Origin of the sequence: Schwartzia succinivorans DSM 10502, from assembly GCF_900129225.1 — a bacterium.
GTDB lineage: Bacteria > Bacillota > Negativicutes > Selenomonadales > Selenomonadaceae > Schwartzia > Schwartzia succinivorans.
Genome location: NZ_FQUG01000007.1, coordinates 52105 through 70644, shown reverse-complemented (window position 1 = coordinate 70644; position 18540 = coordinate 52105). Strand labels below are relative to the sequence as shown.

The window sequence follows — 18540 nt, the reverse complement described above, 5'->3', positions numbered from 1 at the left end:
TGTGTTTCAAAATAATCTAGGATAAAAGGCATAGATAAAATTGACAATGATTATTATGCGTGATACGATGAAAATGAAGAACCTTCATATATGATATATTTTGAAGCTTATTGGTACTAAAACTTCCAATGAGCGGATTTGCTTTTGTGCTATGTCTGCAAGAGAAAAGAGCTTTATAGTGAAACGCGATTGTAATAAAACAAATGAATATGAATTTTCAATCCCTTCTTAAATAATAGGAAGGGATTTTATATTTCTGTTATATGGGCATACCAGTATATGTATTAGAAAATGATTGGAAAACTGTTTATAGGAAAGGGTTTTCGTATGGACGTAAAGATTATTTATCTGACAAATGACGGACGCAGATATGCGGCTATGAAGGATTCATGTCTTATGCTGCAGGAGCAGGGGAAAATATCTGATCTCTGCATGCCGGTCAAGATGGAGAAATCAAGTGAGTGGAGCTTTGGCTGGGAGAAAAAGCTTTCAGGAGCAAAGCTCGTGGTGGCGCGTTTTCTAAACAGTGTAACGAAGTCCGATTTTTGGGAATCGTGCATGAGCTTCATGAAAGCGCACAATATTCCGTTTCTTTTGGATTCGGTAAAGGAAGACATTTCCTGGGGAATTGAACCTGAGATTGCAAGACGGCTCAAGGAGTACACTTTTTATGCCGGCCGTACGAACTTTAATAATTTTTGGCTTTATGCGGCCTCGCTTTACTGCGATGGCGTGGAGACTGCCTCTGAGCCAAAGCCTATATGCTGGGCGGGAATTTATCATGCAGGGATGGAAGAGCTGTGCATGACAAACCTCGATGAATACCGCAGCAAGTATTGCAGGAACGACCGTCCAACTTTCGGTATTCTTTTTTACCGTGACGAATGGATATGGGAGGATCTGGATTACATAGACGCGCTGACAGCTGAGGCAGAGGCGCAGGGATATAACGTAATTCCTGTCTTTACGAATCAGGTTGCGGATACTTCAATCGGAATGATGACGCTTCGCGAGGTACTTTCTTCTTATTTCATGAAGGATGGAGTGCCTGTAATCGATACGGTCATCACAACAATGAAATTTTCTCATACCGGGAATGGTAATCTGACCGCAGAGGACTTCAAAAAATATGGGGTTCCATGGCTCTCTGCGTATACGCTTTTAACAACGGAGGAAAGCTGGAGGGAAAACAGCGAGGGCATGAGTGCGGTGGAAACCTCCATAGGCGCTGCGCTTCCTGAGCTGGATGGTGTTATTCACGGAGTTCCTATTTCGGCAAAATATGTCATGCCGGACGGCGCAATCAATTACCGTCCGATACCTGAACGTATCCGCGCTATGATAAAAAAGGCTGGAAAGTGGGCGCATCTCCACAGAATGAAAAATGAGGACAAGAAGATTGCGCTTATTTTTCATAACTATCCTCCGAAGAATTACAACATCGGAAGTGCGTCGGGACTTGACACCATGGAGAGTGCGCGGCTTCTTCTCGAGCGTATGAAGGAGGAAGGGTATTCTCTGGATTTTATTCCGGAGAGCGCAGAGGAGTTTATAAAGCTCATGACGTCGCATGCGACAAATGATTTGAGCCTTATGACTGACCGACAGGCTGAGGAGTGTGAAAAACTCTCTGCTGAGGAATATATTACATATTTCAATACGCTTCCTGAGGAAGCAAAAGAAAAAATGACGGAGCAGTGGGGAGAGGCTCCTGGAAGCATAATGCTTTCTGATGAAGGCAATGTTCTTATTCCGGGAACTATGGATGGCAATGTTTTCCTTACTGTGCAGCCTGCGCGCCAGTATGGCATGGACCCGCAGCGCGTATACCATGATCCGTCGATTTCTCCGACACATCAGTATCTGGCATTTTATTACTGGCTGAGAAATGTGTTCAAAGCGGATGCTGTTATTCATTTCGGTACCCACGGCAACGTGGAGTGGCTTCCGGGCAAGGCTGTAGGTCTTGACGAAGCTAGCTACCCGGATATCGCCATGGGTGAGATGCCGAATATCTATCCGTACCTTATGACGATTGCGGGCGAGGGCATAATCGCAAAGCGCCGTTCGGGAGCCTGCCTTGTTGGTTATCTTCCTGCTCCTACGGCAGATGCCGGGGCCTTTGATGAAATCGCCGAGCTTGAAAAGCTCATGGACGAGTATGCACATTTCAAAAGCCGTCAGGACGGTCAGGCGGCAGAGCTTGAGGATAAAATCAGGGAGCTTGCCCAAAAGGCTGAAATGGACGAGTCCGTCCCCTATGAGGAAGGCATGGACTTTGAGAAATATCTGCGCGAGCTTCATTCCTATATTGAGGATCTGCAGGACAGTGAGATTCACGTCGGACTGCATGTTTTGGGGCAGCCGCCAAAGGGTGAAATTCTCGTAAGTGAGGTGGAGCATCTTCTCCGTCTTTCCAACGGTAAGATTCCTGCTCTGATGGATCTTTGGGCGGAGAAGTTTGAGACAACGCAGGAGGAGCTTGAAAAAGCACCCGATGTATTCATTGATGCGCTTGGCAAGACAGCAGGCGAGGTCATGAATATCATCCGTACGGAAAGCCATGCTTTTGTCGCTGCGCTTGCTGAGGAAGATTTCGCTCCGGAAGCGGCAGAAAATGTAATGAAGCTTTCGATTGTTTCCGAAGGAAAGGAAGAGTGGAAGGAAAAGCTTCACTCTCTTGCGGAGTTTATTGTTACTGAAATTGTGCCGCGGCTCATGCGTGCCACGGATGAAATGCAGCATACAATAGATGCGCTGGCAGGTGGATATGTTCCTGCCGGGCAGTCCGGTTCGCCCAGCGCCGGCGGTGTGGACCTTTTGCCGTCGGGCAAAAATTTCTACGCGGCAGATCCAAGAGCGCTCCCGTCGGAAGCAGGCTGGCTGACGGGCAAAAAGCTTGCGGATAAGATGATTGAACGTTACATTACTGAACAGGGAAATTATCCGGAAAATATCGGAATGGTGCTGTGGTCAGGCCCGAACATGAGAAGCAGCGGACAGGATATAGCGGAATTTTTCTATCTTCTGGGCGTCCGCCCTGTATGGCAGAGAGGCAGCCTTCGCGTGATTGGACTTGAGGTCATTCCAAAGAATGAGCTTAAGCGCCCGCGCATAGACGTGACAGCGCGCATAAGCGGTCTGTTCCGTGATACGCTGCCGCAGATTGCTGAGCTTATGGATAATGCTGTTCTTATGGTGGCAAAGCTTGATGAAAGTGATGAGGATAATTTCGTAAGAAAGCATATAAACGAGGACAGCGAGGCCTTGAAGGCTTCGGGAGTGTCTGCGGATGATGCGTGGCGAAGCGCGGCGTACCGCGTGTTTGGCGATGCGCCGGGAACCTACGGCACGGGCATTAATCTTCTGCTGGATTCGAAGAACTGGGAATCCGAGAAGGATATGGCGGACGTCTATGTACGCTGGGGCGCACATGTATTTGGAGGCGGCCGACGCGGCGAGTTCCAGCCGGAGCTTTTCAAGAAACGGCTTTCAACGACGGAGCTCACGGTCCAAAATCTTGAGAGCCACGATATGAATATTTTGAGCTCCGATGACTACAACGGTTTCCAGGGGGGAATGGTTGCGGCCATCAAGAGCTTTGGAGGCAAGGCTCCGATTTCATATGTTGGCGACAGCGCTAACCGCGGCAAGCCGAAAATCCGGACTGTTGCCGAGGAAATGAAGAGGGTTGTGCGCTCGGAGTCGCTTAATCCGAAATATATCGAAGGACTCATGCAGCATGGCTACAAGGGTGCCATGGATATGGCGAACCGTCTCAACATCAGCTTCCAGTGGGATGCGACAAGCAGTGTCATGGAGGACTGGATGTATGAGGATTACGCGAAGAAGTACGCCTTTGATGAAAAGGTACAGAAATGGATGAAAAAGGTCAATCCCTGGGCACTTCAGAATATCGCTGAGACGCTTTTGGAAGCGGAGCAGCGCGGTATGTGGGATGCAAAGGACGAAACAAAGGAAAAGCTTCAGGAGCTCTATCTTTCTGTTGAAGGAGAGCTTGAGGAAGATGACGAGGATTAAGAAAGGAAGAGCAGATATATGAAAAGAGTAAGTACATTTCCGTTTACGGCAATTATAGGTCAGGAGGATATGAAAAAGGCCCTTATTCTGAACGTAGTCAATCCGCGCCTTGGCGGTGTTCTGATTCAGGGTGAAAAGGGTACGGCAAAATCCACAACGGTGCGCGCTCTTGCCGAGCTGCTTCCGCCGCGTCCCTGCATTGTCGGCTGCCGTTTTCATGATGATCCGCATGACAAGTCGAACTGGTGCGACGAATGTCATGAAAAATATGATAACGCTGAACCTGAGACAGAGCTTCTTCCCATGCGCGTTACGGAGCTTCCGGTAAGTGCTACGGAGGACCGCGTTGTAGGTACTCTCGACATCGAGGCTGCCATCCGCGAGGGAAAACGCTCCTTTGAGCCGGGCATCCTTGCTGACGCAAACAGAAACATCCTCTATGTGGATGAAATCAATCTTTTGGACGACCATGTTGTCGATGTTCTCCTGGACTCGGCTGCAATGGGAATCAATACTGTGGAACGTGAGGGTATATCCTATTCCCATCCGGCACGTTTTTCCCTCGTGGGAACGATGAACCCTGAGGAAGGCGATATTCGTCCGCAGCTTCTTGACCGTTTTGCGCTTTCAGTTTACATAACAGGAGAAAAGGATCTTGATAAGCGCGCCGAGGTCATAAAGCGCCGTCTTGAATATGAGGATGACCCGGAGGCTTTTAACGCAAAATGGGCAGAGGAGCAGGAAAAGGAAGTCCATCGCATTGAGCGTGCTATAAAGCTTCTGCCGCAGGTTACGGTGACAAACGAAATCCTCCGCATGGCGGCAGAGATTTCCATAACGCTTGGAGTAGAGGGACACCGTGCGGATATTACTCTCATAAAGACTGCAGAAACAATTGCTGCTGTAGACGGTCATACCGAGGTTACGAAGGAAGACCTGAGAACAGCTGCACGACTTGCGCTGCCGCACCGTATGCGCCGTCGTCCGTTCGAGGAGCAGAAGCTTGATTGGGAAAATGTTGACAAGGTGATTGACGCATGAGACGGCAGGGATACCCGTTCGCCGCGCTCTGCCGCATGGAAAAGGTAAAGAGTGCCGTGATGATGGCGCTCGTTAATCCAAATGCCGGGGGGCTCCTGGTGAGCGGAGAAAAAGGAAGCGGTAAATCTACCCTTGGACGCGCCGCCCGTGAGCTTACGGATATGCCATGGGTTGAGGTTCCTGTAAGCGTGACGGAGGACCGTCTTTTTGGCTCTATTGATGCAGAGGCAGCTGTGCGCCTCGGCAAGCGTAAGCTGCAGCCTGGACTGCTTGATGAAGCTGACGGCGGCATCATGTATATTGATGACGCAAATCTTCTGCGTGAGGACATTCTGTCCTCTGTTCTTGGAGTACGCGAGGCAGGCGGATACCGCCTTGAGCGTGACGGGCTTTCGGAGCAGTGCGATACGAAGTACACTGTTCTCGCGGTAATGACACCTGAGAGCGGGACACTTGGGGCTTCTGCCCTTGACCGCTTTGGTATGTTTGTATCCATTGACGATGAACCGGATGAAGAAGCGCGCATGGAGATTATGCAGCGTGTTCTTTCCTATGAGAAAAACGGGGAAGCATTCCGTAGGGAATGGCTTGAAGAAACCGGGAAACTGAAAAAACAGATTGCGGATGCCAGAGCGCTTCTGCCCGAGGTGGAAGCATCGGATGCGATGATTCGTCTTGCGGCTGTCTACACCTTGAAGGCAAATGTGGCAGGTCATCGTGCAGATATCTATATGATTGAAGCGGCCCGTGCTATCGCGGCTCTTGCGGGACGTACGTATATACTGCCGAAGGATCTCGAGCGTGCTGCTGAATTTGTCCTGCCGCACCGCATGCGCCCTGAGCCTCCGCAGGCAGAGGAGCCTCAGCAGCAGACTCAGCAGGAACCGCAGCAGCAGGAGCAGCAGCCACAAAAAGAGCCTCCACCGCCGCAGGAAATGTTCGAGCAGCCCCCAACGCCTGAAAACGATAAGATTGACACGGAAGAGCACGAGGGCAATAATGAACAGGATAAAGACGAACGCGAGCACATGGAGAACCCGAATGCGGGAAACGATGAGCGCGTGGATGCTGCAGACCTCAATGTCGTGCTGCCGCCTGTATGGATAGAGCCTGTAAAGGGCAGGGAGAAAAAGAAGGGCAGCGGAAAACGCAGCGCAACAAGAACCGACGAACGACAGGGAAGATATGTCCGTGCAGCACTTCCGCGAAAAAAGGTTACGGATGTTGCCTTTGATGCGACGCTCCGCGCGGCTGCACCGTTCCAGAAATGGCGTAAAAAGACCGATTGCGCCCTCGTTATTGAAAAGGAGGATATCCGTACTAAGATTCGCGAGAAGCGCACCGGAAATATTTTTCTTTTCGTAGTTGATGCCAGCGGTTCAATGGGAGCGCGGGAACGCATGAAAACAGTCAAGGGAGTTATTTTAAAGATTCTTCTTGAAGCATATCAGAAGCGCGACCGTGTCGGCATGATTGCATTCCGCAAAAAGCAGGCGGAGGTGCTGCTGCCTGTTACAAAGAGCGTTGATTTCGCGCAGAAAAAGCTCGCATCAATGCCTACGGGAGGCAAGACACCACTGGCAAAGGGAATCGAAAAGACGGCCGACCTGCTGGACATGATGTACCGACAGGACCCTGCCCAAGACCCTGTTGTAATATTCATTACGGACGGGCGTGCTACGGCATCGTTGAATGAAGGCGGAGATCCGGTAGAGGAAGCAATGCATGAGGCATCCCGTGTCGCGAAGCATAATCTCCCGATTGCCGTTATTGATACGGAGAACGGCTTCATAAAGCTTGGGCTGGCCAAGAAGCTTGCAAAAAAGCTTGAAGCATCTTATTTCCACATGGATAAGCTTTCAGAGGACAGCCTGCTGCATATTTGGAGGAAAATGAGCTGATGATAGAGGTTAAAAATCTCTCAAAGGTTTTTAAGTATAAAGATAAAAAGAATCAGATGGCGGAAAAGACCGCGGTGGATAACCTGTCGCTTGATATTAAAGCGGGGGAAATCTTTGGCCTTTTGGGTCCGAACGGCTCCGGCAAAACCACGACAATTCGAATGCTCACTATGCTGTTAAAGCCTACCACAGGAGAGATTTTTTATGATGGAAGGCATGTGGACATTGATGATAAGGATGTACGCGAGGTTAAGCAGATGTTTGGCATTGTGCCGCAGAATCTTAACTTTGACATGGACCTTACTGTCAGGGAAAACATGGAGCTGCACGGGCGGCTCTACCATATGAACCGCAAGGACCGCGAAGAACGCATTTCAGAGCTTTTGAAATATGTAGGGGTTGAGGAGGTCATAAACGACAAGGTACGCAATCTGTCAGGCGGTATGAAGCGCCGCGTTCTGATTGCACGTGCGCTTATGCATAATCCGCGGATTCTCTTTATGGACGAGCCCACGGTTGCCCTTGACCCGCAGGTACGCCGGCGTATATGGGAGCTTATACGTCAGCTTGCCAATAAGGGTACGACGGTGCTTATTACAACTCATTACATTGAGGAAGCTGAGGAGCTTTGCGACCGTGTTGCAATAGTAAATCACGGAAAGCTTCTCGATATCGACACTCCGCAGGGCTTTATTTCCAGACTTGGACGCTATGTCGTGGAATGGACGGAGGGCACCCATAAGGAGTTCAAGCTTTTCAATTGCCGTGAGGAAGCAGGTCAGTATCTGACACAGCTCGACGCTCCGGGTGGAATACGAAAATCAAATCTTGAGGATGTCTTTATCGAAATGACCGGACGAAAGGAGGGGCTCTGATGCTGGGAGATATCTGGACGGTATTCTGGCGGGATTGGGTTGTTTTGAAGCATCGCATGACGGCATTTATCCTGAGCCGCATGGTCGCCCCGATTCTTTACCTTGTCGCTTTTGGATGGGGACTGGGACGCAGCATTCAGACTGCGGCCGGAGGTTCGTATCTTGATTTCCTTGTGCCGGGTATTATGGCGCTGAACTCCATGAACATCAGCTTTAACAGCGTTATACAGGTACATGCTGAAAAGGTTTACCATAAAAGCATCGAGGAATATCTCACCTCACCGATTTGGCCCCATGCCTTCGTAATAGGCAAAACCCTTGCAGCGGTGCTGAGAGGACTGATTTCATCGGCGATCATAATATGCCTCGCCTATGCCTTCGGTGCGAATTTCACAATTACGCCGCTGTTTTTACTTGTGCTTGTACTGAACTGCGCGGTCTTTGCCGAAATCGGCTTTGCCGCGGCAATGTATATAAAAACCTATGAGCATATGGGACAGGTAAATACCTATGCTCTTTTGCCAATGTCATTTTTGTGCGGAACATTTTTCTCCACACATACTTTGCCTGACGCGCTTCGCTGGTTTATCGAGCTTCTTCCGCTTACACATACCAGCTATCTTCTGCGGGGCATTGCCATGAATCAGGAGGTTTCACTGCTATCTGTAGGAGTGCTTCTTCTTTATCTCGTAATTGTGTTTGTTGTCGGAAGTAAGGCATTTTTGAAGCTGAGAGAATAAAATTTCATATAAATAAAGCCACACAGTGTGATTGCTGTGTGGCTTTTGTGTACCATACAGAATACAGTCAGATAATGTTGAATGACACTGTTATATGTGATAGCATGAAAACAAAAATACCAAATAACAAAGAGCAGGAGTAACAATGATAAACATACGAAAACTGGAAAGTGAATTGTGGGAGTCGGCAGACTTGCTTCGAGCAGGCTCAAAGCTCACATCAAATCAATACTGTATGCCCGTGCTGGGACTTATATTTTTACGCTACGCGTTTAGCCGCTTCAAAATGGTAGAAGCGGAAATCCTAAAGGATAGACCAAAACGCGGCGGTCGTGTAATGCCTGTAGAAGCAAGTGACTTCGCGGCGAAAAGTGCGCTGTTTCTGCCGAAAGAAGCACAGTATGATTACCTTTTGAACCTGCCAAAGGACATAGCGTCGGCAGGGATGGTCAATAAAGCAGGACACTCCATGAACACATTGGGCGAAGTCGTCAACAACGCCATGGAACTTATCGAGGAACAGAGCGAGCAGCTCACGGGTGTATTGCCTAAAACCTACACAGATTTTTCTGATGATCTCTTGAACGACCTTCTCCGTATTTTCAGCAACAGTGCTCTTGATGAAGTAGGCGGGGACATTGTCGGACGTATCTATGAGTATTTCCTCAATAAGTTTGCAAAGAATATTGCTTCCGATGACGGCGTGTTCTTTACGCCGAAATCCTTGGTAAAAATGATTGTAAATATTTTAGAGCCGAAAAGCGGTGTGCTCCTTGATCCCGCCTGCGGATCGGGAGGCATGTTCATACAGTCAGGTGACTTTGTGAACCAGTCGGGAATGAATGCCAACAGCGCTATGACCTTTTATGGGCAGGAAAAGGTGGGCTATAATGCTCAGCTCTGTCTGATGAATATGGCGGTACACGGACTCACGGGCAAAATTAAGTCCGGCGACGAAGCCAATACCTTTTACCATGATGCCCATAATCTCATGGGGAAATGTGATTATGTCATGGCGAATCCGCCCTTTAACGTGGACAAGGTAAAGGCGGCAGACTGCGCGGATGATAAACGACTCTCTTTTGGGAATCCGTCAATCAATAAGAATAACGAATTTGGCAATGCCAATTATCTTTGGATATCGTATTTCTACAGCTATCTGAACGATAAAGGCAGAGCCGGATTTGTCATGGCTTCTTCTGCTACGGACAGCCAGGGAAAAGACAAAGATATAAGACAAAAACTGGTACAGACAGGGCATGTGGACGTAATGATAAGTGTAGGGAACAACTTCTTCTACACGAAATCGCTGCCCTGCTCTTTGTGGTTCTTTGACAAAACAAAACCACAGGAGCTAAAGGATAAGGTTCTTTTTATCGATGCACGGAATTATTTTACTGTGGTGGACCGTACCCTCAATGAATGGTCGGAGTGGCAGCTGAAAAATCTCAATGCTATCGTCTGGCTTCATCGTGGCGAAAAGGATAAATACTCCAGGCTCTTGGCAGAGTATCATGAGGAATTGAACAGCGATAAGGCTTTCGCAGATATTTTAGTGATACTGCAGGACGAGGAAACAAGCCTTCGCGCAGAAGCGAAAAACGCCGTGGACGATGCAAAGAAAGCCGAAAAAGCCGCCAAAGCAAAGAAGGAAAAATATACAGGCAAAAAAGCAAAGGCAGTACAGGCGGAATATGATGAAAAGCTTGCCGAGCTGGCAGAGCGCATCACTACAGCCAAGGAAGCAGTCTGGCTCTATGAAAAATTCGGTGAGGGTGAATATGCTGATGTGCTTGGACTTTGCAAAGCGGCAACAATAGACGAAATCGAGACAAAGGGCTGGTCGCTTACTCCCGGCGCTTATGTGGGCGTAGCTCCCGTAGAAGATGACGGCGTGGACTTCGGCGAGCGCATGAAGGAAATTCGTCAGGAGCTTTTGCAGCTTCAGGCTGAGAGTAATAAACTGATGGATACTATCTCCAAGAACATGAAGGAGTTAGGCGTATGAATGATAATCAGAACGGTGAAATAGTCATTTATCAAACCGAGGATGGCAATACGAAGATAGATGTACGTTTTGAAAATGAAACTGTCTGGCTTACACAAGCACAGTTGGTGGATTTGTATCAATCCAGCAAGGCAAACATAAGTGAACACATAAAGCATATTTTTGAAGAAGGAGAATTGGATGAAAAGTCAACTGTTCGGAAATTCCGAATAGTTCGGGTAGAGGGTAACAGGGAAGTGGCAAGAGAGGTTACTCATTATAATCTCGATATGATAATCTCTCTTGGATATAGAGTAAAGACTATGATTGCCACTCAGTTCCGTCGCTGGGCTACTGAGCGGTTGAAGGAATACATTATCAAAGGCTTTACTATGGATGATGAACGACTTAAAAATGTCGGTGGCGGTAACTATTGGAAGGAACTCCTTGACCGCATTCGGGATATTCGTTCATCGGAAAAAATGCTTTATAGGCAGGTTTTGGATTTGTATGCCACAAGTCTCGACTACAATCCTAAAAGTGATGAATCGAAGCGTTTTTTTCAGATTGTTCAAAACAAGCTCCACTATGCGGCTCACGGACATACGGCTGCGGAGGTTATCTATGACCGTGCCAATGCGGAGGCACCTTTCATGGGATTAAAAAGTTTTTCGGGGGATTTTCCTGTCTTGAAGGATGTGAAAATAGCCAAGAACTATCTTGATGAAAAGGAACTAAAAATACTGAACAACCTGGTATCCGGTTATTTCGATATTGCCGAAATCGCAGCCATGGAGCATAGACCTATGTACATGGAGGATTACATCACTCAGTTGGATGCTGTTTTGACCTCTGGTGGCAGAGGTATTTTGACCAGTGCCGGCAAAGTGAGTCATGATATGGCAATGGATAAAGCAAAGCAGGAATATAGAAAATTTCAGGTTCAAAATCTCTCTCCTGTGGAGAAGGAATATGTTGAGAATATAAAGAATGTGGAAAAGCTCGCAAAAAAGAAATCCAGAGAGCGGTAACATGATTTCATGGAATAATGTAGCTCTCGAAGAAGGAGCAGGGGAATGAGCTGGGAGAAAGTAAAGCTGGAGGATGTGTGCCTGTCAATTTCTGATGGAGATCATCAAGCACCACCAAAGGTAGATAATGGTATTCCGTTTGTTACCATTTCAAATATAAATAGCACAAATAAATTTGATTTGTCTGAGGTAATGTATGTACCGCAGGAATATTATGACCATCTTGATAGCAAAAGAAAGCCTCAAAAAGAGGATATTCTTTACTCTGTAGTTGGTTCATTTGGTATACCTGTTTATATTGATTGTGATGAAAAATTTGTTTTTCAACGTCATATTGCTATTTTAAGACCTGATTCAAAAAAAATAGTATCTAAATTTTTGTATTATGTCATGCTCGGACGCGAGTTTTATTTGCAAGCTGATGCTGTTGCTGTAGGTGCTGCACAACGAACTGTCAGCTTGACAGCTTTAAGGGATATGACTGTGAATGTTCCTTCGATGGAAACTCAAAAGAAAATCGCAGATATTCTTTCCGCTTATGACAAACTGATTGAAAACAATCAAAAGCAAATTAAGCTGTTGGAGGAAGCAGTGCAGAGGTTATATAAAGAGTGGTTCGTTGACTTGCGCTTTCCGGGACATGAAGATGTGAAGATTATTGACGGTGTGCCAGAAGGATGGGAAAGAGTTTGTTTGTCCAATTTTATCGAGTATGAAATTGGAGGCGGCTGGGGGGATGACATTCCGAACAGAGAAAACCCAAACCAAGCGTATGTAATTCGAGGAACAGATATGCTAGGTATAACACATGGAGAAATAAATTCATTGCCGCTTCGATATCATGGTGAAACTAATTTAATGAAGAGAGAACTTCAAGCTGGAGATATAATTTTTGAAGTTTCGGGTGGAAGTAAAAATGAGGGTGTGGCTAAGTGTACATTAATAACGTCACAACTGTTGAATTATTTGCATAAGCCTGTTATGTGCGCTAGCTTTTGTAAGCTGATTCGCCCAATCAGAAATCATTCAAATTATTTACATGATTGCCTTAAGTATTTACGTGCCTCTGGGAGAACGTCAGAATACGATAAACGAAGTGCGAGCAGTATTGTGAATTACCGTTGGAAGGATTTTTTAACGCAAGAAAAAATATTATTTATTCCAAATGATATTCTTGAACGTTACAATGACATGTCGAGCAAAATACATTCAAAGATAATGACTCATTCATTACAAATAGAGTTATTAAAGCAAGCTCGCGACCGTTTATTACCTAAGCTAATCAGCGGAGAGATCCAAGTGTAAATGGGGGTAATCCTATGAGCTACGATTATTCGGAGAATATTTTGGTACAGGAAAGCTCCGGTAATTTATTGGAGAAATTAGGCTGGGATGTCGTATTTGCCTACAATAAAGAAATACTCGGAGACGATGGAACCTTGGGGCGTAAAAGCTACAAGGAAATTTTGCTGTCCCGATATTTTCAAAAGGCATTGAAAAAGCTGAATCCGTGGATGACTGACAGCCAAATAATCGAAGCTCAAAGGGCATTTGAGAGCCATCTTTCTACGGCTTCTCTTTTGCAAATCAATGAGGAGAAATACTCTCTTATCCGTGACGGTATCCCTGTCACTGTAAAAAAGCCCGATGGCAAGACGGAGACGAAGCGGGCAAAGCTCATAGATTTTCAAGCTCCTGATAACAATGATTTCCTCGCGGTAAAGGAAATGAAGATTCACGGCGACCTGTACCGCCGTCGGACGGATATTGTAGGGTTTGTGAACGGCATCCCTCTGCTTTTCGTCGAGCTGAAAGCAACGAATGTAGAGGTAAAGAACGCCTACGAGGATAACTACACAGATTATCTTGATACGATACCGCATCTATTTTACTATAACGCGTTCTTGATACTGTCAAACGGTGTGGAGGCAAGGGTAGGTACTCTCGGCAGCAAATATGAGTTTTTCCATGAATGGAAGCGTCTGTCGGAGGACGATGAGGGCAGCGTTGCACTGGCAACGATGCTCATGGGTATCTGCAAGAAGGAAACTTTTTTAGACCTGTTGGAGAATTTTATTCTCTTCGACCACAGCGGCGGCAGTACGGCGAAGATTTTAGCCCGAAATCATCAGTTCCTTGGGGTCAATGAAGCAGTAAAGGCTTACGGAAATCGGGAGTTCAACGATGGCAAGCTGGGTGTATTTTGGCATACGCAAGGGTCAGGAAAAAGCTACTCCATGGTGTTCCTTGCGCAGAAGATTCTTCGAAAGTTCGCAGGCTCGCCGACCTTTGTTATTTTGACAGACCGCGAAGAGCTGAACAGCCAGATATGCGATACTTTTGAGAACTGCGGTATTTTGGGTGCAGGAAAGGGAACCCGTTATCTTGCAACCAGCGGAGATGATCTGATAAATAAGCTCAGGGGAAATCCGGGCTTTATCTTTACGCTGATACAAAAGTTTAATAATCCGGAGGCGGAGCCCATCTATCCCGACCACGATATTATCATCATGTCTGATGAGGCGCATCGCAGCCAGTACGGAATATTCGCTGATAATATGATGAAGCTCCTTCCGACAGCAGCGAGAATCGGATTCACGGGGACACCGCTTTTATCCAACGACAATATTACTGCCCGCACTTTCGGCGGGTATGTATCGATTTATGATTTCAAACGGGCGGTAGAGGACGGAGCGACTGTACCGCTTTACTATGAGAATCGGGGAGAAAAGATTCTTGACCTACATAATCCTGAAATAACGGATAAGATACTGGAAGCGATAGAGCAGGCTGATTTGGATGTAGACAGGCAGGAGAAGGTGGAGGCAGAGTTTGCCAAGGAGATTCATCTGATGACGGCGGCTCCGCGACTAAGGTCGATTGCCAAGGATTTCGTGCGTCATTATTCGGATTTGTGGACAAGCGGAAAGGCTATGTTCGTATGTCTGAACAAGGTCACCTGCGTACGCATGTATAATTATGTTCAGGAGTATTGGCAGGAAGAAATCAAGGCGTTAAAACGACAGATAAAGGGTGCCGCACAACAGGAAGCGCAGGAGCTTGAGCGAAAGCTGAAGTGGATGGAGTCTACGGAGATGGCTGTGGTAATCAGCCAGGAGCAGAATGAAATTCAGACCTTCAGCAAGTGGAAGCTGGATATAAAGTATCACCGCCAGAAGATGGAAAAGCGCGAGCTGGATAAGGAGTTCAAGGATAGGAATAATCCGCTCCGCGTAGTATTCGTCTGCGCAATGTGGCTTACGGGATTTGATGTGAAGTGTCTTTCGTGCTTGTATCTCGACAAGCCCCTCAAGGCGCATACGCTCATGCAGACCATTGCACGCGCCAACCGTGTCAGCGAAGGCAAGAGCAACGGGCTTATTGTGGATTATATAGGTATAGTGAAGGCGCTTCGCAAGGCGTTGGCTGATTATACGGCGAATGTGGGCAGGGGCGAAGGCGTTGATCCGACGGTGGATAAGGACGAACTGATAAACCGCATACTGGAAGTCATTGCCAAGACGAAGGAATTTTTGTCAGGAAAGGGCTTTGAGCTTGATACGTTGGTCGAGGCGGTAGATTTTGAAAAGATGTGGTATCTGCAGGAGGCGGCAAACCTTGTCTGCGGAAGTATGGAGGATAAAAAGACTTTTTCAACATACGCTTCGGAGCTGAACAGGCTGATGAAGTATGCAGACCGTGATGATATTACAGGGACTGACCGCAAGGAGTATGAGGCGATAGCAGCTATCTTCGCTCAGCTGAAGAAAAAGAGAAAGTCTACGAATATCACTGATCTGATGGTAAGGGTTAGCTGTATTATTGGCGAGTATGTGCAGATTGAGGATATGAAAACGGAAGTTCATGATGCACCTGCCAAGCGGTTTGATATCAGTGCCATTGATTTTGATTTGCTTCGTCGGGAGTTTTCAAGGGTACAGCATAAAAATCTCATGATGAAGGATTTGGAGGAAATAATTCTTCAAAAGCTGGACGGGCTGATTTTTTCTAATCCGAACCGAATTGATTATTATGAGAGGTATCAAAAGATTATTGATGACTACAATAAGGAGCAGGACAGAGCTACCATCGAAAAAACGTTCATGGACCTGATGGCTGTGGTCAAAGACCTCAGTGATGAAGAACAGAGGTATGTCCGTGAAGGTTTTACTGATGATGAGGAGCTGACTTTGTTTGATTTACTGCTTCGTGATGATTTAAGCAAACAGGATATCAAGAAGCTTAAGGAAGTGGCAGCTAGTCTGCTTCAGAAGATAAAGATGCTGATTTCTCAGTTTGATCACTGGACAGATAAGCAGGCAACGAAGTCGGCAGTAGATAATCTTATTCGTGATACTTTATGGGCGGAGCTTCCGGAGTGCTACGATGAGGTAAGTATTTCGAAGTATCGTCAGAAGGTCTATGAGTACGTGTATATGCGTTATAAGGATATTGCGTGAAGTGGTATGACAGAAAATCCCCGACTACGACATTGTGTTGATGTCATAGTCGGGGATTTGTTTTTGCGAGTATTTTACAGCAGTTTTTCGATATCTGCTGCGATAGCGGAGGGGACTGTTGTTGGCTCAAAGCGGGCAACTACATTTCCTTCGCGGTCTACAAGGAATTTGGTGAAGTTCCATTTGATATCGTCTCCCTCGAGGAAATGAGGGAAGTTTTCTTTAAGTGCGGCTACGAGCTTTTCCGTGATGGGATGGTTTGCATCGAAGCCCTCAAAGCCCTTCTGACTGACGAGATATTTAAAGAGCGGCTGTGCTGTTTCATCACGGACATCGCCTTTTTCAAAAATCTGGAAGGTTACGCCGTAATTGAGACGGCAGAACTGCTGTACTTCTTCGTTTGTACCGGGATCCTGCTCCGCGAACTGATTGCAGGGGAAGCCTAAGATTTCAAGTCCCTTGTCTTTGTATTTCATGTAGAGGTCCTGAAGCTCCTTGAACTGCGGAGTGAAGCCGCATTTGCTGGCAGTGTTTACAATGAGCAGTACCTTTCCTTTATAATCCGCGAGGGATTTTTCCTCGCCTTTGCTTGTCTTTACAACAAAATCATAAATTCCCATGTGAGTTCTCCTTTCATCAGAGCCCGAGCATTGCGTCGAGTTTTTCTTTGTCAAAGCTTAATACATAATCCTTGTCGTTAACTGTTGTTATAGGAACGACGAGGTCGCCTGTCAGCTTGTAGCAGGCTTCACGGTCTGCATCGTTTTCCTCGATGTTATGCTCCTCAAATTCTACGTTTTTGCTTTTAAGATATTTTTTTACTTTATCACACCATGGACATTGTGTGATGGAATATACTTTTACCATTCTGTTTTTCCTCCTTTAAGGCCATTGATATATTTTTCAGCCAGAAGAGCGGCTGTCGTTCCGTCTGCGGCGGCGGTAGTCAGCTGGCGTATTTCTTTTTCGCGGATATCTCCTGCCGCAAACACTCCGGGAATCTTTGTGCGGCAGTCCTCGCCTGCAGGAATGCGCCCCCCGTTCAGTCTAAGCTCAGTCTCGAAAAGCTCTGTATTCGGGTCTACGCCGATGTTGACGAAGAGTCCGTCAACGGCAAGACTGTATTTTTGCCCGTTGTTTTTGTCCCAAAGCTCTATGCTTTCGAGGCGGTCTTGTCCGCTAAGCCCTTTGATTTCCATGTTCAGCATGACTTCAACCTTTTCGTTTTCCCTGAGCCGCTGCTGCGAAACTTCATCTGCACGAAGGGGTGAACGGTTTATTAGGTAAAGCTTCTGTGCGTATTTTGTAAGGAAGTTGGCAGCATCTACGGCAGCGTTTCCACCGCCCATAACAGCGATGATTTTGCCCTGATACATGTGTCCGTCGCAGAGCTCGCAGTAGTGTACACCCTTGTTGGCATAGCGCGGTTCTTCAGGCAGCGGAAGCTTGCGGCGTGTCATGCCTGAGGCGATGATGACAACGTCGGCTTCGTATATATGCTCATCGGTTTCGATAATTTTAGGTGTTGCATCAAGCGTTACCTTTTGAATCGAATCAAACTCGTCGATAACAGCGCCGAAGTTTTCCGCCTGCTTCTGGAGAGTTGCGATGAGTTCGCTTCCTGCGACCTTTTCAAAGCCCGGATAGTTTTCAATGCCTGTGGCATTTGCAATCTGTCCGCCGATAATACCGTTTTCCAGAACCAAAACTGAAAAATTCATGCGCCCGGCATAGAGGGCGGCAGTAAGTCCCGCCATTCCTGCACCTATAATCACGATGTTCTTATGCTCGCGTTTTTTTGTCATAAGCGCTCCTTTCCTGCTGAAAGAGTACACGACCTGTTGTTTTTAAAAATACTTTTCTTGTTTAAATTATATATGCTTTATATTATAAATATCAATAGAATACAGAAAATTTATTTTCATTTAATGATTCAAAATTTTATTGAGATCATTCAGTAAGCGTTGGACATTTCGGAGAATGTAGCTTGGGTACTCGGGAAAAAGTTTCAGGACGGCAAATTCTCTGCAGCCTGCTTCGATTTTGCAGCCAAAAAGAAAAATCCCCAAAAGAGGAGATCGATAAAGAAATGTAGAATAAGGTTCAATAGGAATAATATTGCCAGCCGTTATTGTATTACGTCGGATCATGTCTGGTTATGCCGGGTTGCGGCAACGGTCATTCCCATTATATGTTGGGCTATGCTCTCCAAACCGTCGGCACCATGGTGGATATGAATACGGATTCGCACAAGTTTATGACGGAAATCCTCCCTGCCGCCGTCAAGCGGGCAAGGGAAAACGGTTCAACGACTGTCTTTGGCCAGGGCTGGAATCTTGCAAGCTTCCAGTAGGTGAGAATATCAGTTAAAAAATGGGAATGTGCATAAGTGATTCTTCAATCATGCACATCCCCATTTTTCCCATTTTTTCACAGCCCCTTATAACGCCTTCGTTCCAGTTTT

General features: G+C 46.6%; 12 protein-coding genes. 9 read left to right on the top strand and 3 right to left on the bottom strand.

Going from position 1 to position 18540, the window contains the following annotated elements:
* Positions 1-327: 327 nt before the first annotated feature.
* The 9 genes from cobN (at position 328) to BUA83_RS09200 (ending at position 16076) form a co-directional block, all read left to right on the top strand.
* Positions 328-4041, top strand: coding sequence for a cobaltochelatase subunit CobN (gene cobN, locus BUA83_RS09240; protein ID WP_072935966.1), 3714 nt, complete (start codon positions 328-330; stop codon positions 4039-4041).
* Between the two features lie 18 nt (positions 4042-4059).
* Entirely contained in the window at positions 4060-5082 is a 1023-nt protein-coding gene (locus BUA83_RS09235) for a magnesium chelatase ATPase subunit I (RefSeq protein WP_072935965.1), read from the top strand.
* On the top strand, positions 5079-6983 hold the full coding sequence (locus BUA83_RS09230; protein WP_072935964.1) for a VWA domain-containing protein: 1905 nt from the start codon (positions 5079-5081) through the stop codon (positions 6981-6983). The genes BUA83_RS09235 and BUA83_RS09230 overlap by 4 nt, the downstream gene beginning before the upstream one ends.
* The gene (locus BUA83_RS09225) at positions 6983-7858 is read left to right on the top strand and encodes an ABC transporter ATP-binding protein (protein WP_072935963.1); all 876 of its coding nucleotides are present in this window, start codon (positions 6983-6985) and stop codon (positions 7856-7858) included. Before BUA83_RS09230 ends, BUA83_RS09225 begins: the two co-directional genes overlap by 1 nt.
* The gene (locus BUA83_RS09220) at positions 7858-8598 is read left to right on the top strand and encodes an ABC transporter permease (protein ID WP_072935962.1); all 741 of its coding nucleotides are present in this window, start codon (positions 7858-7860) and stop codon (positions 8596-8598) included. The genes BUA83_RS09225 and BUA83_RS09220 overlap by 1 nt, the downstream gene beginning before the upstream one ends.
* A 145-nt stretch (positions 8599-8743) precedes the next feature.
* On the top strand, positions 8744-10606 hold the full coding sequence (locus tag BUA83_RS09215) for a class I SAM-dependent DNA methyltransferase (RefSeq protein ID WP_072935961.1): 1863 nt from the start codon (positions 8744-8746) through the stop codon (positions 10604-10606).
* Positions 10603-11616, top strand: a complete 1014-nt coding sequence (locus BUA83_RS09210) for a virulence RhuM family protein (RefSeq protein WP_072935960.1) — start codon at positions 10603-10605, stop codon at positions 11614-11616. The genes BUA83_RS09215 and BUA83_RS09210 overlap by 4 nt, the downstream gene beginning before the upstream one ends.
* Before the next feature lie 45 nt (positions 11617-11661).
* The gene (locus BUA83_RS09205) at positions 11662-12921 is read left to right on the top strand and encodes a restriction endonuclease subunit S (protein WP_072935959.1); all 1260 of its coding nucleotides are present in this window, start codon (positions 11662-11664) and stop codon (positions 12919-12921) included.
* A gap of 14 nt (positions 12922-12935) precedes the next feature.
* Positions 12936-16076: a type I restriction endonuclease subunit R gene (locus BUA83_RS09200; protein ID WP_072935958.1), complete on the top strand. Its 3141-nt coding sequence runs from the start codon at positions 12936-12938 to the stop codon at positions 16074-16076.
* A 74-nt stretch (positions 16077-16150) separates the two neighbouring features.
* Here BUA83_RS09200 and BUA83_RS09195 read toward each other — a convergent pair whose 3' ends face one another.
* From BUA83_RS09195 to BUA83_RS09185, 3 genes are read right to left on the bottom strand one after another with little or no spacing between them, the layout of a single operon-like run.
* The gene (locus BUA83_RS09195; protein ID WP_072935957.1) at positions 16151-16696 is read right to left on the bottom strand and encodes a glutathione peroxidase; all 546 of its coding nucleotides are present in this window, start codon (positions 16694-16696) and stop codon (positions 16151-16153) included.
* Positions 16697-16712: 16 nt separating this feature from the next.
* Positions 16713-16943 carry a glutaredoxin family protein gene (locus BUA83_RS09190; RefSeq protein WP_072935956.1) on the bottom strand — a complete coding sequence of 77 codons (231 nt, stop codon included), beginning with the start codon at positions 16941-16943 and terminating at the stop codon, positions 16713-16715.
* Positions 16937-17881, bottom strand: coding sequence for an NAD(P)/FAD-dependent oxidoreductase (locus tag BUA83_RS09185; RefSeq protein WP_072935955.1), 945 nt, complete (start codon positions 17879-17881; stop codon positions 16937-16939). The genes BUA83_RS09190 and BUA83_RS09185 overlap by 7 nt, the downstream gene beginning before the upstream one ends.
* Between the last annotated feature and the right edge of the window lie 659 nt (positions 17882-18540).